Source organism: Paenibacillus sp. D9 (genome assembly GCF_001188365.1).
In the GTDB taxonomy this organism is placed as follows: domain Bacteria; phylum Bacillota; class Bacilli; order Paenibacillales; family Paenibacillaceae; genus Paenibacillus_O; species Paenibacillus_O humicus.
In genome coordinates this window covers 912,943-932,245 of sequence record NZ_JZEJ01000001.1, presented here as the reverse complement: position 1 = coordinate 932,245, position 19,303 = coordinate 912,943, and the positions used below count along the sequence as shown (strand labels likewise).

The following is a 19,303-nucleotide window of genomic DNA, read 5'->3' as shown; positions in this document are numbered from 1 at the left end:
ACTTTTTATCCGAATGGAAAGCGGGCGACGGTTTCGTACATAGGAAGCCGATGCATATGCGTCCGGTACAAGACGACTTCGTCGACGGTCCAGGACATTGAGGCTGAGGAGCAGTCCGCAGGCCGGCCTTCGGTTCCTTTGGAATTCCCGGCATCCGACGCTCCCGGACGCAGCTGGAGCCTGGGCATCCGAAACGGCTCCGTTCCCCGGTAGTTTCGGGCAATTGTAAGATGGGGGCTGTAAGCCCGCTCTTCGGCCTTGAATCCAAGGGCGGAAACAGCTTCCGCGACGATGTTCCTTGCTTGATGCAGCCCTTCTCTATCGCCGCCGATTCCTGCCCAGAACACTTTCGGCCGCTCGGGAATGCCGAATGTGCCCGTGCCGCTCAAAGTCAGGACGAACGGCCGAATTGCGCCGGACTGCGCGGCCGAAGCCAGTACGGACCGCAGCTCCGACACTCGCTCCGGCAGCGTATCGCCGATGAATTGAAGCGTGATATGCAGATCCGCCGCATCCGTCCATTTTCGGAACGGATAGAGGATGCGCAGCTCGTCGGACCAAGCTCCGATCTCTTCCTTCAAAGGGCCCGGCAGAGGAACGGCGACAAAAACGCGCTGTCCGTCTCGGGCAGGTTTTGTTAGATCTCTCTGATGCAAAGATGCAGACCTCCTTTGGATGAATTCTCTTTCTATTGTAACCCAAACCCGGATTTCTCAGGCGAAGCGGGGAAACGAGCGGCCAACGAGGATTGTCCGGGAACACAATCCGAATGCAGCGATCATGTTCGAGCATCGCTCCGATTACGTCAGCGACAGCGATCTGCTCCGGTGCTACGAATGGGTGCGGCAAGCAATGGCCGGAGATGTCGAGAAGCCTGCCTAGCAATATCCGCAATCCATGCGGTCCTTCACGCTGTCAACCTATGGAGCTGGCTGCCGGAGCTGGAAGCGAAGCCCCCCATCATGATACAATATGTATCATGATGGGGGGCTTCGTCTATGCAGGCAAGAACATCGGTATCCGGTTCGGGCTTCAAATTAGGAAACGCTGTTATGAAGTGGCTTCTTCTCGTTCTATCCGTTTTCGACGCCGTCGCGACCGATGCGGGCATCCGGCTTAACGCCATACAGGAAGCCAATCCGTTCGCGGCTTTATTGTACGGGACGCATCCCGCGTTGTTTTACGGGTACAAGATTGTGCTGCCGTCGCTCCTTCTGCTCATGGGAGGAAGGACGAGCTCGATCCTGATCTCCCGATTGATTCTCTTCGCTGCGGCCGTTTACGCCCTGCTTGCCGCTTATCATCTGGCGTGGATCGTTCTGGCTGCCGGCACCGGCTGAGCTGAGCTCCCGCCGTCCGCCCATCGGCGGTCGGCGTGCCGAGGACAGCAGGTAATCGCCGCCATACTGGCAGTTTCCGCTGAATTTTGATAACCTAATTCCAAATAGCCCGGCATTTCCTTATGGCGAGAGGATCGACACTTCATGGAGAAAAAGCTTCTATATATTCGTGTCAAAGAAGAGATTGAACGGAGAATCAAGAGCGGAGAACTGATGCCTGGGGACAAGCTTCCTTCCGAGCCCGCATTGGCGAAGGAATTCGAAGTAAGCCGCCCGACACTCAGGGAGTCGCTGAAGATGCTCCAGAGAGAAGGCGTGCTGCTAAGCAAAAATGGCGTCGGCACCTACGTGAACGAGCAGGGCTCCCTCATCATGAACCCGCTCAACAAGCTGAGCAGCCTCGGAGAGATGATCAAGCGTGTCGGCTACAAGGACAGCGAAGCTTATGTGAAGATCTATTCGCAGGAGCCGGAGCCCGACTGGTCCGAAAAGCTGCAAAGCGGGGATCCGGTCGTCGTGCTGGAGAGGCTGAGAACGGCCGACGATCAGAAGGTGGCTTTTTACTACAACATCTTCCCGAAGGATATTGCGGCGAGTCATTTCGAAGAAGGCTTTTCCGGCGCGATTTTCGACTTCCTGCAGGAAAAGCTGGGCATCCGCATCTCGTACGCCCTGACCGAGATCTGTCCCGTCGGCGCCGCTCAGGAAAGGGACCGCAAAGCTGCCGAGATGCTCGGAGGGGACCTCATCCTGCTGAAGCAGCTTCATTTCGGAGAGGACGACCGTCCCGTCTTTTACTCGCTCGATTATTTGAAAAGCAGTGCTTTCAAGCTGTATGTCAAACGGGATTGAACGACTTTCCCATGAACCGCTTGCCCTCGACTGGGGCGATGCGGTTTTTTTATGTTCGTTCATAAAACCTTAACGACTCGATTATGTTCCGCAAACATTTGTTTTTTAAAGTTATAGATGTCAGACAGCTTGTCAGATGAATGAGGAGGATGGAGCATGCTAAAAAGTTGGGGGAAAAGAAAGAAGCATTCCTTGGGGCTGGTCGTGCTTGCTGCGGCAACCGTTCTGAGCGCTTGCGGACAGAACAACACGGGCGGAGCGGAGGCGAATGCGCTGAAAGGCGCTGCGGAGAGCAATCAAGCCGCGGCAGAGTCGGGCACGCCGAAATCGGACAAGCTTGTCGTTTATTCCGCCTTGAACGAGGACGACATGATTCAGCTGAAGCAGAAGTTCAAGGAGGATACGGGCATCGAGATGGAGTACTTGAATCTCGGCAGCGCAGGCGAAGCAAGCACTCGGGTCCAAGCCGAGAAAAGCTCGCCGAAGGCGGACGTGCTCGTAGGCGGTTCCGTGGAGTTTTACCAGCCGCTGGCCGAGCAGGGCATTCTGGAGAAATACACGTCCCCGAACGCAGCCGATATCGATGCCAAATTCAACGACCCGAACGGATATTGGCAGGGCTGGTACATGGGCGTTCTCGGCATCGTGCTGAACACCGAGAGATACCAGAAGGAGCTGGCGCCAAAAGGCGTTCAAGAGCCCAAAACCTGGGATGATCTGCTCGATCCGGCCTATAAAGGCCAATTCATCACCTCCAACCCGGCAACTGCGGGCGGCGGCTATATCTTTGTAGCGGACCAGCTGTTCCGTCTCGGCGAGCAGCAAGGTTGGGACTACTTGAAGAAATTGAACGCCAACGTCCACCATTACACGCCCAAAGCAGGCGACGGCATCCAGCTGACCGCTACCGGAGAGTTCATTGCCGGCATGTCCTGGGCACACGATATCGTGAAATCGGCCAAGCAGGGCTATCCGATTCAAGTCATCGTGCCGGAGCAGACCGCCTATGAGATCGGCGGAGCCGGCATCATCCATGGCGGAGCCAACACGGACAACGCCCGGAAATTCATGGATTGGCTGCTGACAAAGGAAACCGGAGAGCTCAATACCAAGATGTCGAACCGTTATTCCGTACGCAGCGACGTAGCGCCGCCGGAAGGAATGATCCCGGTATCCGAAGTGGATCTCGTCGATTACGACCGGGCCAAAGCGGCCGCCATGAAGGCCGATGTCGTGAAGCAGTTCACCGAAATGGCCGGAACGAAATAAAGGGCTGACCGTCGGCCTGGCTCGCGGGAACCTTCCAGCCTTGCGGCGAGCGGAGCGTTCCCGTCTCTTTTTCCGCAATGTCCTGGAACGGAGTGAACCTAAATGTCAGCATCAGCGTTATCGGACGCATGGAAGCAAGTCAAAAAAGTAAAACAGGAGCCCATTCTGGCGGCGGTCCTCGCAGCCGCCCTGCTCATTACCGGTTTTTTTGTGCTTTGGCCGATTGCCAAGGTGGTCAGCTATCCGCATCCAGCGGACTATGCCCAGCTGTTCACCAACTCCAGATGGCTGCAGGCGGCCCTCAACAGTCTGATGATGACCGTGTTGTCCACGTTCTCCTGCACGGCGATCGCTTTTTTGTTTGCCTTTACGGTTGCCCGGCTGGATGTGCCGCTCAAAGGGCTTTTTCGATTCGTGACGCTGCTTCCTATCGTTTCTCCGCCCTTTATCGTGGCTTTGTCCTATATTCTGCTCTTCGGCAGGCAAGGACTGGTCACCAAGCAGCTGCTTCACTTCAATGTGGATATATACGGGTGGCACGGGCTTTGGCTCGTCCAGACGATTACTTTTTTCCCTTACGCCTATGCCGTCATCTATGGCGTGCTGCAATCGTCCGCCGTCCATCTGGAGTATGCCGCGCATAATCTCGGCGCGACGAGATGGCAGGCGTTCAGGCATGTCTTTCTGCCGCTGTGCAGGCCCGGCATCGCCGGAGGAGCATTGATCACAGCGATGAACGTATTGGCCGACTTCGGAAATCCGATGATCATCGGGGGCAACTTCACGCTGCTTCCTACCGAGGCCTACATGCAGATGTCCGGCTGGTTCGACCTCTCCTCGGCCGCCGTGCTGTCGACGGCTCTGCTGCTGCCTGCTCTCGGCCTGTTCCTGGTCAACCGGCTATGGGTCGGAAGAAGCTCCTACATCACCGTAACCGGCAGAGAATCCAGCCTTCAAGCCTACCCGGCCGCTCCAGGGGTCAAGTGGACCCTGTTCGCATGCTGTCTGTCGATCTCCTTATTCATCCTTGCCGTATATGGGGTGCTGGTTTATGGCGCTTTCACGAAAACCTGGGGCTACGACTGGAGCTTCACCTTGGACAATCTGAACTACGTCACGGCAAAACAGCAGGAGCTGTACAACAGCATCCGCTATGCGCTGCTGTCTTCGATAGGGGCCGCGGTGCTGGGCTTGATTCTTGCTTACATCGTCCACCGCAAGCGGATCGGCATCAACCGGCTGCTCGACTTCCTGGCCATCCTTCCCGGCGCCGTCCCCGGTGTCTTCCTCGGCCTTGGCTTCGCGCTGACCTTCAATCAGCCGCCGATCCAGCTCAGCGGAACATCCGCCATCATGATTCTGGCCTTGATGTTCTGGAATTTGCCGACCTGCTACAGCGCTTGCTCTGCCGGGTTCCAGCAGATCGGCCGTTCGCTGGAGGACGCTTCGCACAACCTCGGAGCGGGGAGCTTCCGCACGCTGCTCGGCATTCTGCTTCCGCTGCTCAAGGGACCGTTCCTGTCCGGAATCTCGGTATCGTTTCTCCGGTCCGTCACTTGCCTGAGCGTCATTATCTTCCTCTATTCCGCCCATACTTCGGTCGGCACGGTATCCATACTCGGTCTCGTTCAAAGCGGAGCATGGGGTGGAGCCTCGGCATTCACTGTCGTCCTCATTTCGATAGCCTTCGCCGTGCTTGCCCTGTCGCGGCTTATCCCGTTCACCCAGGATCGGAGGAAACGATGAATCCATCTCAAGCCCATATTCAAATTGAACATGTATCCAAATCATTCGGCTCGTTCGCCGCTATCCGCAACGTAAGCCTTGATATTCCGGCAGGCAGCTTCACGACGCTGCTCGGGCCGAGCGGCTGCGGCAAAACGACCCTTATGAGGCTCATAGCCGGATTCAACGAGCCGGACAGCGGCATTATCCGGATCGATGGCCGGCCGGTAAACGGACTTCCTGCTTTCAAGCGCCAAACTCCGCTCGTCTTTCAGGATTACGCGCTCTTTCCCCATATGACCGTGGAAGAGAATATCGCTTACGGCTTGAAGCTTCAAAAGGCATCCCGCAACGAAAGCCGGCGCAAAGTGGACGATATGCTCGGCATGTTCGGGCTGGATGGCCTGGGAAGCCGCTTGCCCAAAGAGCTGAGCGGCGGCCAGCAGCAGCGGGTCGCCTTTGCGCGCGCGCTCGTAACCGGACAGAAGATTCTAATGATGGACGAGCCGCTCAGCAATCTGGACGCCAAGATGAGGGTCGAAGTCCGGCAAGAGCTGCGCGAGCTTCAGCGCCGGACCGGCATTACGGCCGTATTCGTCACTCATGACCAGGACGAGGCTCTGTCGATGTCGGACCGGATCGCCGTATTCGAGCAAGGAAGCATCCGCCAGGCCGGAACTCCATGGGAAATCTATTTCAAGCCCAACGATGCGTTCGTCGCTTCGTTTGTCGGTACGGCCAATTTCATTCGAGGGCAAATAGCGGAGATAAAAGGCGGCGATCTGATCGTCCGCTGCGAGCCCTCGGTGATCCGAATCCCTTCCCATGGCCGGCACTATGTCGTCGGCGAAGAGATCGCGATGGTGGTGCGTCCGGAATGCATCTCGATCGGCGCCGACGGGGAAGGCGGTATTGAAGCCGTTCCTTGCTGGAGCGGCGAGATCCAGAGCAGCAGCTTCCTCGGCCGGATGATCCGGTATGAGGTCCGCTGCGGCTCGGCCACCTTCCTGGTCGATGATGCCGATCCGAGTGCGCGCGGCTTTCTGCAGGGCAGTGTCACCTTGCGGCTGGATCCGGAGCGGATCCATGTTCTCCCTGGCAGCGGAAGGAAAGAGTAAAGAGGAGGAATTAGTTTGCCATTGCATGCTGCCGTTCATTTCCTGAACGTCGGGTGGGGAGACGCCCACCTGATCCACGCCCCGTCGGGGAATGTGACCTTGATAGACGGTGGAGACGGCCTTCTCGCCTCCCACCGTGATCATCCGCTCTCCTGGCTGAAAAGGGAGGGCTTCGAACGACTGGATTGGATGATCCTGACGCATCTTCACGAAGACCATCTGAACGGCCTGCTGGATGTGGCCCGGAGCCTTCCAGTCGTCCAAGCCGTCCTTCCTTACGAAATTCCCGTGATGGACATGGAAGCCCCGGAGTCGGAGGCAGCGGGCTTGGAACTGAGCTCGCCACAATCCCGGGTCCTCGTCATCCTGGCCGCTTACAGGGAGCTGATCCGGCTGCTGAGAGAGCAGGGGACGGCGATCCGGTGGAGATCCGAATACGGGTCCGCAGGCGGCTCGACGATATGGGAGGAAGGTCCTTATCGGCTGGATCATTTGTATCCCTGGGCGGCAGATCCGCTTCCAGGCTTGGAAGTTCTCAGAGAAGCCGCTCGCGGTGGGAAGCTTGCATCGGAAGAATGGCTCGCGCAGCTGGAAGGCTTTTTTGACCGCTCCAACGACGACAGCTCCGTCTACCGGCTGGAAGAAGCCGGCGCAGAGGGGAAAGGAATCCTGTTCGGAGGGGATCTGCTGGCAGCCGGCTGGGAACGCCTCTCCGAGCGGACCGATTTGAGCTGCTGCGTGCTTAAAGCTCCTCATCATGGCCTGGACGATGCTTTCGATGGCCAGCTGTTGTCGGCTGCGGCTCCTGCGCATGCCGTCATTCCTATCTCCATCGACCGCTCGCAGCCGATGGAGGAACGCTGGAGCGAGCTGTGCTCCCCGCGCGGAACCGCCTATCACCTTACAGGCGCGTCAGCGCCTATGGAGAAGAAGAGATTGATCTCCGGATCCATCGAAGCGTGGATTGGAGGATGACGATGAACGCAAGGTACGATCGGGAGCATGAGGAGCAGCTGCTGGCATCAGCGATTGCGTATGCGAGAGAAGCCGGAGAGCAGATTGTGCGGCGGATGAAAGAACCTTATACGCTCGGAGACAAGGTCAACCGGAGCGATCTGGTGACGGAAGTCGACCTGCTGAGCGAGGCCCTTATTCGGAAAAGGATCGGCCTCGATTATCCGGACCATTGGATTCTATCCGAGGAGCAGGACGGTTCCGGGGATTGTTTCGGCTTTATCGGCGCTCCCCCTCCGGGTTGCGGGTGGATCGTCGATCCGATCGACGGAACCGTCAATTTTGTGCACGGCATTCCGCATTTCGCTGTCTCCATCGGTATCGTGAAGGACGGAATTCCCCTTCACGGAGTCGTGTACAACCCGGCAACAGGCGAGCTGTTCCAGGCTACAAAGGGAAGAGGGGCTTTTCTCAACGGAATCCGGCTTCAAGCCGATTCGGAAGGGGATATAGCCTGCTCGCTGCTTGCCACTGGATTCCAGGCTTCGGATTGGAGGCAGGATTCCTTCGCGGCTTCCCAGGTCGCGCGGGTCGCGGGCGTTTCGCGAAGCGTGAGGATATTGGGGGCTGCCAGCCTGGATTTATGCCATATTGCAAGCGGCCGGCTGTCGGGATTTTGGCATGACGGGCTTTACCCTTGGGATGTGGCGGCAGGCCTGCTGATCGTGCAGGAATCAGGGGGTGTCGTAACCAATGACCGGGGCGAGCCCTTTGCTCTGCAGCACAAGAGGCTGGTCGCCTCCAATCCGAATCTGCAGCCTTCGCTGCTTTCTCTGCTGTTTACATAAGCTTGAGAAGCCGATGACGCAAACGTTACAAACGGCCTTTATGATGAATAATCTGTCTGACATCAAGATGTCAGACAGCAATACAAATCAGGAGGTAATAGGGATGAAGCAGCTTCGCAAATGGTTGGGATTGGTGTTGGCAAGCGTCATTTCCTTGTCGATGGCGGGACTTGGAAATCCGGGCCACGCTCATGCGGCTTCGGAACGGGAGCTCGCCGCTTACTGGGCGCCGGAGTTCTACCAGGACGTCAACGACACCTACGGGTACCGGGCCGATTATGTGACGAATTTCAATTATGACGGCGATTGGGTCGGCAACAACAACTGGGAAAATATCGATCGCTTTCCTTTGAAATCGTACATCTATTACTCGGTCGTCGAGACGGAGAGCCATTACTTCATCGGGTATTACGACTACCATGCCCGCGACGACGGCCCCTTGAGCCTGGACAAGCACGAAAACGACCTCGAGGGCCTGATGGTTGTCGTGCGCAAGGACGGAAGCGCGTATGGATCTTTCCAGCTCATGGAGACGGTGGCGCACAACCAGATGTATCAATACAGCAATCTGCCTCTGACAAACGGATCCGACAATCTGGACGGTGGCGTCCTGTTCAACGGCTCCCATGCGAAGGTATTCATTCAATCCAACGGCCAAAGTCCGATCGGGGGACACGGCAACCACGCTTACGACGGCACCGGAGCACCTGGCGGAGACGGCATCGTCTATTATTACGGAGCCCGTGCCGATGTCGTCACGGACGCTTCGGGAAGCTATACGAAACGATACAGCTACGACTTGCTTTCCTTCGACGACTTCTGGAACCGCCGCTATGACATTGGAGACGGCCGCACCTTCGGCAGCTGGGGCAAGCTCGACGGCGACAATTATCAGCCTGACTCCGCCGCCATGCCTTGGGTTTGGGACGATCTTGACGACGGCCCGACATTTGCCGGCGATTTTCTCAGCGATCCCGCTCATATGGTGGATACGCATTTGAACGGGCTTGGCAACTTCTCGCATGTATATGTACGCCATCCGTATTATTCCCATCGCATTCAAGTCCAAAAAATGACCAGCTTGGCGAACCGGGATCCATTCGGAGGAAGCAGCGACATCTATGTCAAAATCCGCGCCAACGGAAGCGGGGTTTCCGACGACAGGCTATGGAAGAAGAACGATGCGCCGATTGGCCAATCCTTCTCCGTTGCATGGGGAACGCTGGACGCTACCTTCGCGAATCAATACAGCTCGGCCTATAACGACCGCTACGTCAATGTTCCTGCCGGCAGCGCCATTTCCATCGAGATCAATGATTCCGACGGAACGAGCGGCGACGATGCGATGGGCTCGCTGACGGCCTCTCCTCAGCCGGGCCAGGTCGTCACCTGGTCCGATGCTCTAACCAGCAGCGGCGAAGCCAGAGTGACGGCAACCATCTGGGCGGTCAACTAACCGGCCTGAAGGCAGGCTGCACGCTTGACCCCGCATGAACGCAATTCTCTTCATGGGCAACTCCCTAGCGAAGAAACGAAAAAACCGCGGATATCCGCGGTTTTTTCGTTTGGTCACTTCGGCAAGGATTTGCTCTTGGGTGCCGCACTGAGGGAATAGATCTGCTCCTCGATCACGTCGCTCGCCTTGCCCAAAAACTCTGTAATGAGCTTGAGCTCTTCCGCCGTATAGGAAGCAGCCAGCTCGACCATCTTCGCATGCAGCGGATCGTACGTCTCGCTGACTTCTTCCTTATCCTCATATTGGGGAACGATGATCACCTTGCGGCGGTCCTTCGGATCGGTCTGCCTGCGCACGAATCCGTTTTTCTCGAGCCGATCGATCAGCGCGGTGACGCTGCCCGTCGCAAGACCGGTGAGCTTGGACAGCTCGCCTGCGGTGATCGGGCCTTTTTCGTGGAGAATGTCGATGGAAAGATAATCGTTATTGTACAGCCCTAGAGAAGAGGCGACATATTGCTGGTAAAGGACGGTACGGGTGCCAAGGCTCCGCATCCGCAGGGTGAATTGCTCCTGCTCCGCGGTCGGCTGGTCATTTCGTTCGCTTGACAAAAGGGAACCCTCCTTTTACTATACATATATCTCGATTACCAAGATATTAGTCAGACGAGATACTTGATGAATTTAGATTAATTGTACCAAAACGAGATTCAATTGCAAAGAAATCCGGAATGGCCGAGATGGGAAGCGGGGAGCCTGCCGCTAACGATGGAATTGGGGAAGATGGAACTGCAAGAGATCGACGAGAGGAAGAGAAGCCATGGAAAAACCTAACAAAGTCGGCGTAATCATCGCAGCCCTGCTGCTGGCCACGCTTATGGCATCAATGGACAACACCATCGTCGCGACGGCGATCGGAACGATCGTAGGCGATCTGGGCGGCTTCGACAAGCTGATGTGGGTCACATCCGCCTATATGGTCGCAGAGATGGCCGGCATGCCGATCTTCGGCAAGCTGTCGGATATGTACGGCCGCAAACGATTTTTCATTTTCGGCCTCATCGTTTTCATGATCGGCTCGGCCCTATGCGGCACGGCGGAGACGATCGTGCAGCTGAGCATCTACAGGGCGATCCAGGGAATCGGCGGCGGCGCGCTCGTGCCGATCGCCTTCACGATCATGTTCGACGTAGTCGCGCCGGAGAAAAGAGGGAAGATCGGCGGCCTGTTCGGCGCTGCATACGGCATCTCCAGCATATTCGGTCCGCTGATCGGCGCCTACATCACGGACTGCATCAACTGGACCTGGATTTTCTACATCAATTTGCCCGTCGGAATCATCGCTTTCTTCATGATCGTGTTTTTCTACAAGGAGTCCGTCGAGCACGCCAGGCAAAGGATCGACTACTTCGGCGCCTTCACGCTGGTCGCCTCCATTCTCTGCCTGATGTTCGCGCTTGAGCTCGGCGGCAAGGAGTACGCCTGGAATTCCGGCATGATTCTCGGCCTGTTCCTCGCCTTTGCCGTTCTCATCATCGGTTTCGTCTTTATCGAGAAGCGGGCCGAGGAACCGATCATTACGTTCGGCATGTTCAGGAACCGCCTCTATTCCACGAGCACTATCATGGCCGTCTTCAGCGGCGCCGCATTTATCACGGCATCGGTGTACATCCCCGTGTTCATTCAAGGCGTATTCGGCGGCTCGGCCACGAACTCCGGACTGGTGCTGCTGCCGATGATGGTCGGTTCCGTCGTAACCGCGGCTGGAGGAGGCTTCCTGCTGGCCAAGTTCACCTACCGCTCGATTATGATTTCGACACTGACGCTGCTGGCCGCCGGCATTGCGCTGCTCGCTGGGCTCGCATCCAATACTTCCCGAATCGTCGTCACCCTGCTCATGATTCTGGTCGGTCTTGGCATCGGCTCTTCGTTCTCCGTCCTCAGCAATGCGGCGATCCATGGGTTCGCAGCCAAGCAAAGGGGATCGGCCAGCTCGACGCTCAGCTTCAGTAGGGAGCTTGGGATGACGCTTGGAATTACCGTGTTCGGCATCGTCCAGAGCCATTTGTTCCTGAACAAGCTGTCCGCTTCCTTCGGCGGCCCGGGCGGAACGTCGGACAGCGTGGATCTGAGCGATCCCAGCAGCATCCTGACTCCGGATACGAGGGACAAAATCCCATCCGATATTTTGGACAAAATTACGGATGCGCTCTCCTCCTCGCTCTCGCACACATTCGCCTGGGCGATCATTCCGGCCGTCATCGCTCTTGCCGCCGCATTCGCCATGGGCAGGGAACGGTTCGATCCGGCAGCCGAAGAAGAATATACGGCAGCCCACTGAGCAGGCCATGGCGGCCATAACGCCGATGGGGCTGGGCGAACGGGGTTCTTCCGGGTAAACTGGGAAGAGATAGGCGGGAGGTGGGAGTCTTCATGCTGGAATGGATCAAGTACACGCTCGAGGATATGGACAAACAGCTGCAGCGCATCCTGAAAAGCATGAACCATCTCGACGAGGAGCAGATATGGCAGCGGCTGAAGTCTTCGACGAACAGCATCGGCAACCTCTGCCTGCATCTGGCCGGAAACGAATATCAGAGCATCGCCAGCTCCATCGGCGGCAAGCCTTTCATCCGGGAGCGCTCCAAGGAATTCACTGCCGAGGGCGGCAGGACGAAAAAAGAGCTGGGCAGCCTGCTGGTGGAAACGAGAGCCGAGTCGACGAAAATTCTGTCCTCTTTGACCGGGAGCGATCTCGGCAGGGAAGTCCGGATTGTCTACCGGCTGGAAGACTGGAACCGGATGCTGAAGGTTCAAGCGGACGCGGAGACGGCCTTCGAGACGAGAGAGATCGGCCGGTTGCTGATCCAGGTGGCCGCCCATTACGGGTATCATGCAGGCCAGATCGTGCTCCTCTCCAAGCTGCACAAGGATATCCCGGAGCCTATTGCCGGGCAATACCATTAATTCCTTACTATGAACTCCTCCTGCTGCAGAAGATCAAAAAAGTCATCCATTATTATGCCGCTTTCCGAAGCGGCTTTTTTAGTTTCCATTCTTTTGCTGCGAACAATTGAACCTGTCCTAAAGAGTGGCGTGAAAGAAACATTATTTACATGCCTAAATTAATTGAGCGCCAAGAAAAAACGTTTCTCTAGACCCACTCGCTCCTTTCTTGTTACCATAACCAGGTTGATTGGAAGAGGGAGTCGAGGGGAGTCAGACCTACAGATGGAAGAGCAGCAAAAGAGATACGATAATCTAAAATTGGGAGAGCGCGGGGCGGTCATAAGCATTCTCGCCTATATCTGCCTGTCGGCGCTCAAGCTGATCATAGGGTATGCATCGAATTCGGAAGCGCTGCGCGCGGACGGATTGAACAATGCGACCGACATCGTCGCCTCGATCGCCGTATGGATCGGACTGAGACTCGCTCAAAGGCCTGCCGACGAGGATCATCCGTACGGACACTGGAAGTCGGAGACGATCGCTTCCCTGGTCGCGTCGTTCATCATGATGGCGGTAGGCTTGCAGGTGCTCTACGAAGCCGTCATGTCCATGTTCGAAGGCAAGGAGCAATCTCCGGATCTGATTGCCGCATGGACGGGTCTGGCCAGTGCCGCCGTCATGTACTTCGTGTACCGGCACAACAAAAAATTGGCGGCGAAGATCAACAGCCAAGCCGTCATGGCGGCCGCGAAGGACAATATCTCCGATGCCTTTGTCAGCATCGGCACCGTCATCGGCATTATCGGCTCCCAGTTTCATCTGCCATGGCTCGACCCGCTGACCGCCGTTCTGGTCGGATTCATCATCTGCAAGACGGCCTGGGACATATTCCGCGAAGCGTCGCATCATCTATCCGACGGCTTCGATGAAACCCGTATTCGATCGTTCAAGGAAATCGTGCTGAACGTTGCCGGCGTCCGCGGAGTCAAGAGCATCCGCGCGAGAAATTACGGAAACAACGCGGTTGTCGACATTGTCATTCTTGTAGCCGCCGATTCCGATTTTCAGACGGCGCATGATATCGCGACGGAAGTGGAGGAGGAGCTGATCCGTACCGAGGATGTGTACGAGGTTCATGTTCATTACGAGCCGACCCGGCCCTCCAAGCCGAAACAAATTCGAGAGACCTAAAAAAGCTCGCTCCTGCGTGGACCGCCTGAGGCGGACATTCGGGAGTGAGCTTTTTTCCGGCAGCGCTTTGAGCCGGCTGCCGTACCAGGAAGACGTTATCGCAGTCAGGTGCCGAACCGCTTGCGGTAGCCGCATTTTCGGCATAATTCCTCGACGGCTTCGCGGCGGGAAAACCCGTCGTACAGCTTGTTCGCGCGGTCGCCCTCGATAATCTCGGCGAACGGCTTCTGGTTGATGTTGCCCAGGTTGATGATTCCTTCGCCGTCCAGGCAGCATGGAACGACCGTTCCATTGGCGAGAATGGCGGCTTGGTTGCGGAGGCCATGGCAAAATCCTTTGCCGTCGTCCTCTTCGGCGTCCAGATCCGGCCATTCGAATTCGTGGTCCTGGTTCAGATAGAGCCGTTCGGCGATTTTGAGTCCCGAGCCGCGCTGGAACTTCTCTTCGATCTGATAATCCAGATTGAACTCCCGCTCAATGATCTCGAGCACCTGGCGGTTGCGCTTGATTTCCTGGTTGGTCGCGTTGTCCGTACGCAGATTCCAGAGCCGGAGCGAGAATAGAATGTCCGTCGACTCCAGAGCCTCCTTGATGAACGACAGGATCGTCGATACATACGCTTCTTTGTTGGTAGAGCCGATATGGCCGTCGAAGCTGTGCAGGGAAAAATTCATCTGGCGAAGCGCAGGCTTGTTCAGCAGCTTGGCTTTATTTTTCATGATCAACGTTCCGTTGGTCGTAATATTCACCTTGAAGCCGCGCTCATGGCTGAGATCGAGCAGCTGATCGATTTTGGGATGAAGCAGCGGCTCTCCCTTCACATGAAGATAGATATAGTCGGTATGAGGCTTGATTTCGTCCAGTCTCTTGACAAAGTCATCGACCTTGATGAAGCTGGCCTCCCTCTTGGTCGGAGGGCAGAACGTGCACGCGAGGTTGCATACGCTCGTAATTTCAATATAGAATTTTTTGAATTTCTTCAAGACGGATCCTCAATTCTCTCTATGCGGATGCAAGTTGATGATTTCAGGACAGATATGAATCTATCATAGCATCTTCATTCTCTATAATCATCTTAATCTATAATTCTGGCTGCCGCTGAGCCGGACGGAGAAAAGAAGGCCGTCAGGAAGGGGGTGTGGAGACCGAAGGAGAATATATTGCTGTTGGACCAACTCCCAAACAGGCCACGCCTAGCCTTGAAAAGGAGAACATGGACTTGCTATGAATAGCCGGACTATACGGCTGTACGAGCCTTCCGATGACCGATGCCGTTGCAGGTCACATCGCGCCGACTACGACAAGGCTCTAGGGCTGTATCGGCAGTCGGGCCGAGCAGCGTCAAAAAAAGAGAGGTGCTTACCGATGAATGAACAACATCCTGCCCGTTTCGTGAATCCGGACAAGCTGGCTCCTACTTTCGGTTATACGCATGTCGTAGAGACGACTTCCCGCAGAACCGTGTACGTCTCGGGGCAAGTGGCATTCGGAGAACAAGGGCAGCTGATTGGAGATGGGGACCTTGCCGCCCAGACGAGACAGGTGTTTGAAAATATCGCCGCTGCGCTTGAGGCCGTCGGCATGACCTTCCGGGATGTCGTGAAATTGACCTTCTTCATGACCGATATTTCCGGCATGCCGGTCGTCCGAGAGATTCGGGATCAATTCATCGACACGACTCAGCCCCCGGCAAGCTCTGCCGTGGAAGTCCGCCGGCTGATCCGGGAAGAGCTGATGATCGAGATCGAAGCCATTGCCGCCGGCAGCTGACCGTTAAGGAATTCCTTCTTCATCCATGGTATAATTCTTCTGATCGATAGGAAAAAGGACGTGAACAGCCTTGATAAGCATCACCATTCCGACACCGGAAGTCACCATTACCAAACAGAGCAATCCCGACCAGAGCCATATTTTCGGGTTTACGGATTTCCACCTGATTACGAGAGAAAAAGGCGGCATCTTCATGTTCTACAACGCCAAGGACGAGCTGCTGTTCGTCGGCAAGGCGCGGAAGCTGCGGCCTAGAATCAAGAAGCATTTCGAGGACTCTGTATCGCCTATGAAGAAGCATCGCGACGAAGTGGCCAAAATCGCGGTCTGCGTCGTAGAGGACGCGGTCGACCGGGACATTTACGAAACCTATATCGTCAATAAGTTCAAGTCGAAATACAATGTGGACAAGCAGTTCTACAACTGATCCACCCAACGAATCAACACGAAGCCCCCGTGCAAGATACAATCGTATCTTATGCGGGGGCTTTACGTTGTTCCTTATGCCGGCGGCGGAAGCCGAAAAGGCATGCCTGATAGGCTCTTGGTTAGTGCTCTTGGTTAGTGCTCTTGGTTAGTGCTCTTGGTTAGTGCTCTTGGTTAGTGCTCTTGGTCATTTCTTCGTCGTGGAACCTTGTTTTCGTGCCGTTCCTGGCAGGCGGCCGTAACGCAGTATTTTTCGGTACATTTGTTTGTCCGGCAGCGCGTTGAAGATGGATTTGTCCGGCTTGGAATTCACTTCAATGATCCAGGGACGCAGCTTCTCGTCGATGCCGACATCGACTCCATAGGCGCGGAAACGCGGGAAGTAGGCGCCCACATGGCTGCTTGCCTGCAGTGCAAGCCGGTTCAGACGCTTCTCGTAACCGGGACGGTCCGCCTTCGGCACATGGGAACCGAGCAGATCCCACAGCGGCATCGGCTTGCCTCCGCTATGATAGTTGGTCACGATTTTGCGGGGGAGGGCAAGCCTTGCGACCGTTCCCGTTACTTCCCATTCATGCCGGGAATTGCGCTGCACCATGATTCGAAGGTCGAAAGGCCTTCCTTTGATGCGCATAAGCGGGATGCTTTTCTGAACCAGATACCGTTTTTTTTGCGACGAGGAAACGAATGCGGCATAAGCTTTTTCGTACTGCCCGAATAGACGGCTTCGAGTGCCGTTCTGAAGCCGGAATTTTCCGTTCTCCAGGGACAGCTTGAAGATGCCGAAGCCTCCTGTGCCGAGAATGGGCTTCAAATAAACCGATCCATGCCGCTCCGCCATTCGCCGGACAGATTCTTTCGTGGCCGTTGCCGTAGGCGGCAAATGTTTGGCTAGCTCTTCCTTCTTCATCATAATCCGATGTTTGCCATACTTGTTGTTCCAAAAAGGCACAGGATCCCTCCGTCGTTGGTTGTCTCCTACCAACTATATTCGCGATAGAGAAGGGTGACCTGGACCATTCAACTAGCTGGGGAAAAAATATAGAATCAGTCCGTAGAGGAGAGGCACTTATCACGATGAAATCGATTGCAATCAAACCTGCGGGCGGATTCCCTTCCGGTACAGATCGGGCGACATGCCTGTGTATTTCTTGAACGTCTTGCTGAAATGGGATCCATGCTTGAAGCCGACCCGGTAGGCGATATCAGTGACCGGCCTTTGCCGGTCCATAGCGAACAGCACCTTGGCTTCATTTACACGTCGTTGGTACAAATAGTGGAACGGGGTGATGCCCGTCACTTCCTTGAACAGCTTCGCCAGGTAGTGCTTGTTCACATGCAGCTCCGCGGCCATGCCGTCCAGCGTAATGTCTTCCGCGAAGTTCGCCTCGATATACGAGATGACCCGCTGCGCGCCGGCTTGCTTGGCCGAGGCGGGAAAGGAGCCTTCTGCTTGAGGCTTCGAGGAAAGCTCGCGAATGAGCAGCAGCAGCTCGGTGAAGGCGAGGAGAAACCGGTCATGCGAGAGCGTGTCGCTGGCGGCATAGAGCAGGCAGAGACGCTGCAGCAGCGGCTCCAGCCTTTCCCGGTCGGATCGCTCCACGGAGAGGCGCATGTTCTTGCTTTCCTCGAACGGCTTCAAAATGTCGGTCTGGATGAATGGTGGCCGCAGCAGCTGGCCGGCAAACGAAGGATTGAAGTGGATGATCGTCCGAATGTAGCCGACCTGCTCATCCACTTTCGGATAATGCAGCGTCGTGCCGTTGAGAAGAATGAGATCGCCGGGCTCCAGATCATAGATTTTGTCTCCGATCAGATAGGTGCATCTGCCGCTGTGGAAATAGTAGATTTCGTAATCCAGATGGGAATGGAAGGTTGCAGGTATCCGCGAAGTATTATGAAGCGCTTCAATGGGAAGCTGGAACTGCTCGCGCAGCGTCATTTTTAGACGGCTCCTTATCGGGAGAGTTTCCTATTACCTTACCATAGCTTCCTTCTCATGACACCAATAAGATATAAATGAAAGGCCGAGCAAGCCAATGAAGAACATGCCGGGCAAGACCTTGCAATGTTACACTGGCCTTAATGCGAGAGATTTCGAAGATGAAGGAGAGCGACCACGATGATGACTTCAATCGGGCAACAAGCTTCCTCCGTGCGCGCCACCGTCATGCGGCTGGCCCGAACGATGCCGGTAACGGATATGCATACGCATCTATACGCACCTCAATTCGGAGACTTGCTTTTATGGGGAATCGACGAGCTCTTGATCTATCATTACCTGATCTCGGAATCATTCCGCTGGTCGGATGAAGACTACGACGCATTCTGGTCCAAGTCCAAGAAGGAGCAGGCCGACTTTATCTGGCAGCATCTGTTCCTCGATCATTCGCCCGTAAGCGAAGCCGCCAGCGGAGTCGTTTCCGTTCTGCATCAGCTTGGCCTGCCGGTCGCTTCCCGCAATCTGGACGACTATCGGCAAGCTTTCGCGGATCGGACGGCGAGAGAGCAGACGGACATCGTCATGAGGATTGCCGGCGTCAGCAGGATCGTCATGACCAACGATCCGTTCGATCCGGTGGAACGGGAGGTGTGGCTTGCCGGAAAGGGCTCTGAGGATGACCGCTTCCTGGCCGCCCTGCGGGTAGACGCTCTGCTCAATGATTGGCCGAATGCGGTGATCCAACTGCGCGGTCTCGATTATGACGTGCAGGAGGAATGGACGGAGCGGACCATAGAGGAGACCAGACGTTTCCTATCGGAATGGGTGGACCGGATGAGCGCGCTGTATTTGGCCGTATCCATGCCGGGCGATTTCGCCTATCCTGCCGACGATCATCGCAGCCGGATGATCGATGAAGCGATGATCCCGGTCTGCACGGACAAGGGCATTCCGTTTGCGCTCATGATCGGCGTCCGCAGACGGGTGAATCCGCAGCTTCAGTCGGCCGGCGATATGAGCATGCGTTCCGACAGCGGAGCTGTGGAGGCGCTATGCCGTAAATATCCCCGACAGAAGTTTCTCGTCACGATGCTCGCACGGGAAAACCAGCATGAGCTTGCCGTGCTGGCCCGCAAATTCAGAAACCTGATGATATTCGGTTGCTGGTGGTTCCTGCATATCGACTCCATGGTGGAGGAGATGACCCGGATGCGGATCGAGCTGCTGGGCACTTCCGTCATCCCCCAGCATTCGGATTGCCGGGTGCTTGAGCAGCTGATCTACAAATGGGGATATTCCAGGACGATCATCGGAAATGTTATGGCCGACAAATACGAACGGCTGCAAAACAGCGGCTGGACTCTCACCGAGCAGGAAATCGAAAGGGATCTGAACGACTTGTTCCATAAGAACTTCTGGCGCTTTCTCGGCAAAGCCTGACCTATAAGCGATCTTATTGCCAGG

At 55.9% G+C, this 19,303-nt stretch carries 19 protein-coding genes; 14 read left to right on the top strand and 5 right to left on the bottom strand.

All coding sequences use genetic code 11. The features are described 5' to 3' along the window. Positions 1 to 5: 5 nt before the first annotated feature. A complete protein-coding gene (thpR, locus tag VE23_RS04350) occupies positions 6 to 656 on the bottom strand; it encodes an RNA 2',3'-cyclic phosphodiesterase (RefSeq protein WP_049867388.1) in 651 nt (216 codons plus the stop codon). 396 nt (positions 657 to 1,052) lie between these two features. On the opposite strand from thpR, the gene VE23_RS04345 reads away from it, so the two are divergent. The 8 genes from VE23_RS04345 (at position 1,053) to VE23_RS04310 (ending at position 9,562) form a co-directional block, all read left to right on the top strand. After that, a complete protein-coding gene (locus VE23_RS04345; RefSeq protein WP_049867387.1) occupies positions 1,053 to 1,340 on the top strand; it encodes a DUF5658 family protein in 288 nt (95 codons plus the stop codon). A gap of 144 nt (positions 1,341 to 1,484) precedes the next feature. Next, a complete protein-coding gene (locus tag VE23_RS04340; protein WP_048744346.1) occupies positions 1,485 to 2,192 on the top strand; it encodes a GntR family transcriptional regulator in 708 nt (235 codons plus the stop codon). A 156-nt stretch (positions 2,193 to 2,348) separates the two neighbouring features. After that, positions 2,349 to 3,461, top strand: coding sequence for an ABC transporter substrate-binding protein (locus VE23_RS04335; protein WP_049867386.1), 1,113 nt, complete (start codon positions 2,349 to 2,351; stop codon positions 3,459 to 3,461). Positions 3,462 to 3,563: 102 nt separating this feature from the next. Further along, positions 3,564 to 5,207 (top strand): ABC transporter permease, encoded by a 1,644-nt coding sequence (locus tag VE23_RS04330; protein ID WP_049867385.1) that lies wholly within the window; start codon positions 3,564 to 3,566, stop codon positions 5,205 to 5,207. Continuing rightward, positions 5,204 to 6,304: an ABC transporter ATP-binding protein gene (locus tag VE23_RS04325; RefSeq protein ID WP_049867384.1), complete on the top strand. Its 1,101-nt coding sequence runs from the start codon at positions 5,204 to 5,206 to the stop codon at positions 6,302 to 6,304. Before VE23_RS04330 ends, VE23_RS04325 begins: the two co-directional genes overlap by 4 nt. 15 nt (positions 6,305 to 6,319) lie before the next feature. Then, the gene (locus VE23_RS04320) at positions 6,320 to 7,279 is read left to right on the top strand and encodes a ComEC/Rec2 family competence protein (protein ID WP_198156133.1); all 960 of its coding nucleotides are present in this window, start codon (positions 6,320 to 6,322) and stop codon (positions 7,277 to 7,279) included. A 2-nt stretch (positions 7,280 to 7,281) separates the two neighbouring features. After that, a complete protein-coding gene (locus VE23_RS04315; protein WP_049867382.1) occupies positions 7,282 to 8,106 on the top strand; it encodes an inositol monophosphatase family protein in 825 nt (274 codons plus the stop codon). Positions 8,107 to 8,209: 103 nt separating this feature from the next. Continuing rightward, entirely contained in the window at positions 8,210 to 9,562 is a 1,353-nt protein-coding gene (locus VE23_RS04310) for a hypothetical protein (RefSeq protein ID WP_049867381.1), read from the top strand. Positions 9,563 to 9,675: 113 nt separating this feature from the next. Here VE23_RS04310 and VE23_RS04305 read toward each other — a convergent pair whose 3' ends face one another. Beyond that, entirely contained in the window at positions 9,676 to 10,116 is a 441-nt protein-coding gene (locus tag VE23_RS04305) for a MarR family transcriptional regulator (RefSeq protein WP_048744463.1), read from the bottom strand. 265 nt (positions 10,117 to 10,381) lie between these two features. Between VE23_RS04305 and VE23_RS04300 the strand changes: the two genes are divergently transcribed. The 3 genes from VE23_RS04300 (at position 10,382) to VE23_RS04290 (ending at position 13,701) form a co-directional block, all read left to right on the top strand. Next, the gene (locus tag VE23_RS04300) at positions 10,382 to 11,902 is read left to right on the top strand and encodes an MDR family MFS transporter (protein WP_049867380.1); all 1,521 of its coding nucleotides are present in this window, start codon (positions 10,382 to 10,384) and stop codon (positions 11,900 to 11,902) included. A 92-nt stretch (positions 11,903 to 11,994) separates the two neighbouring features. Next, on the top strand, positions 11,995 to 12,528 hold the full coding sequence (locus tag VE23_RS04295; protein WP_048744364.1) for a DinB family protein: 534 nt from the start codon (positions 11,995 to 11,997) through the stop codon (positions 12,526 to 12,528). A 264-nt stretch (positions 12,529 to 12,792) separates the two neighbouring features. Then, positions 12,793 to 13,701 (top strand): cation diffusion facilitator family transporter, encoded by a 909-nt coding sequence (locus tag VE23_RS04290; protein WP_049867379.1) that lies wholly within the window; start codon positions 12,793 to 12,795, stop codon positions 13,699 to 13,701. A 104-nt stretch (positions 13,702 to 13,805) separates the two neighbouring features. Here the strand turns inward: VE23_RS04290 and VE23_RS04285 are convergent, their stop codons facing one another. Next, positions 13,806 to 14,684: a radical SAM/SPASM domain-containing protein gene (locus tag VE23_RS04285; RefSeq protein ID WP_021877983.1), complete on the bottom strand. Its 879-nt coding sequence runs from the start codon at positions 14,682 to 14,684 to the stop codon at positions 13,806 to 13,808. A 382-nt stretch (positions 14,685 to 15,066) separates the two neighbouring features. Here VE23_RS04285 and VE23_RS04280 point away from each other — a divergent pair, with 382 nt between their 5' ends. Next, positions 15,067 to 15,471 (top strand): RidA family protein, encoded by a 405-nt coding sequence (locus VE23_RS04280; RefSeq protein ID WP_049867378.1) that lies wholly within the window; start codon positions 15,067 to 15,069, stop codon positions 15,469 to 15,471. Positions 15,472 to 15,541: 70 nt separating this feature from the next. After that, on the top strand, positions 15,542 to 15,898 hold the full coding sequence (locus tag VE23_RS04275) for a nucleotide excision repair endonuclease (protein ID WP_048744370.1): 357 nt from the start codon (positions 15,542 to 15,544) through the stop codon (positions 15,896 to 15,898). 186 nt (positions 15,899 to 16,084) lie between these two features. Here VE23_RS04275 and VE23_RS04270 read toward each other — a convergent pair whose 3' ends face one another. After that, positions 16,085 to 16,849: a YheC/YheD family protein gene (locus VE23_RS04270; protein WP_021877322.1), complete on the bottom strand. Its 765-nt coding sequence runs from the start codon at positions 16,847 to 16,849 to the stop codon at positions 16,085 to 16,087. Between the two features lie 141 nt (positions 16,850 to 16,990). Beyond that, on the bottom strand, positions 16,991 to 17,839 hold the full coding sequence (locus tag VE23_RS04265; protein WP_049867377.1) for a helix-turn-helix transcriptional regulator: 849 nt from the start codon (positions 17,837 to 17,839) through the stop codon (positions 16,991 to 16,993). A gap of 183 nt (positions 17,840 to 18,022) precedes the next feature. On the opposite strand from VE23_RS04265, the gene VE23_RS04260 reads away from it, so the two are divergent. Beyond that, the gene (locus tag VE23_RS04260; RefSeq protein WP_164762941.1) at positions 18,023 to 19,279 is read left to right on the top strand and encodes a glucuronate isomerase; all 1,257 of its coding nucleotides are present in this window, start codon (positions 18,023 to 18,025) and stop codon (positions 19,277 to 19,279) included. Positions 19,280 to 19,303: the final 24 nt, after the last annotated feature.

What these genes read in the sequence shown, in the direction of transcription:
- VE23_RS04300 (WP_049867380.1), top strand. Translation starts at nt 10,382, where the DNA reads ATGGAAAAACCTAACAAAGTCGGCGTAATCATCGCAGCCCTGCTGCTG.
- VE23_RS04260 (WP_164762941.1), top strand. Translation starts at nt 18,023, where the DNA reads ATGACTTCAATCGGGCAACAAGCTTCCTCCGTGCGCGCCACCGTCATG.
- VE23_RS04315 (WP_049867382.1), top strand. Translation starts at nt 7,282, where the DNA reads ATGAACGCAAGGTACGATCGGGAGCATGAGGAGCAGCTGCTGGCATCA.
- VE23_RS04340 (WP_048744346.1), top strand. Translation starts at nt 1,485, where the DNA reads ATGGAGAAAAAGCTTCTATATATTCGTGTCAAAGAAGAGATTGAACGG.
- VE23_RS04295 (WP_048744364.1), top strand. Translation starts at nt 11,995, where the DNA reads ATGCTGGAATGGATCAAGTACACGCTCGAGGATATGGACAAACAGCTG.
- VE23_RS04345 (WP_049867387.1), top strand. Translation starts at nt 1,053, where the DNA reads ATGAAGTGGCTTCTTCTCGTTCTATCCGTTTTCGACGCCGTCGCGACC.
- VE23_RS04290 (WP_049867379.1), top strand. Translation starts at nt 12,793, where the DNA reads ATGGAAGAGCAGCAAAAGAGATACGATAATCTAAAATTGGGAGAGCGC.
- VE23_RS04310 (WP_049867381.1), top strand. Translation starts at nt 8,210, where the DNA reads ATGAAGCAGCTTCGCAAATGGTTGGGATTGGTGTTGGCAAGCGTCATT.
- VE23_RS04335 (WP_049867386.1), top strand. Translation starts at nt 2,349, where the DNA reads ATGCTAAAAAGTTGGGGGAAAAGAAAGAAGCATTCCTTGGGGCTGGTC.
- VE23_RS04330 (WP_049867385.1), top strand. Translation starts at nt 3,564, where the DNA reads ATGTCAGCATCAGCGTTATCGGACGCATGGAAGCAAGTCAAAAAAGTA.
- VE23_RS04305 (WP_048744463.1), bottom strand. Translation starts at nt 10,116, where the DNA reads ATGCGGAGCCTTGGCACCCGTACCGTCCTTTACCAGCAATATGTCGCC.
- VE23_RS04265 (WP_049867377.1), bottom strand. Translation starts at nt 17,839, where the DNA reads ATGACGCTGCGCGAGCAGTTCCAGCTTCCCATTGAAGCGCTTCATAAT.
- VE23_RS04325 (WP_049867384.1), top strand. Translation starts at nt 5,204, where the DNA reads ATGAATCCATCTCAAGCCCATATTCAAATTGAACATGTATCCAAATCA.
- VE23_RS04280 (WP_049867378.1), top strand. Translation starts at nt 15,067, where the DNA reads ATGAATGAACAACATCCTGCCCGTTTCGTGAATCCGGACAAGCTGGCT.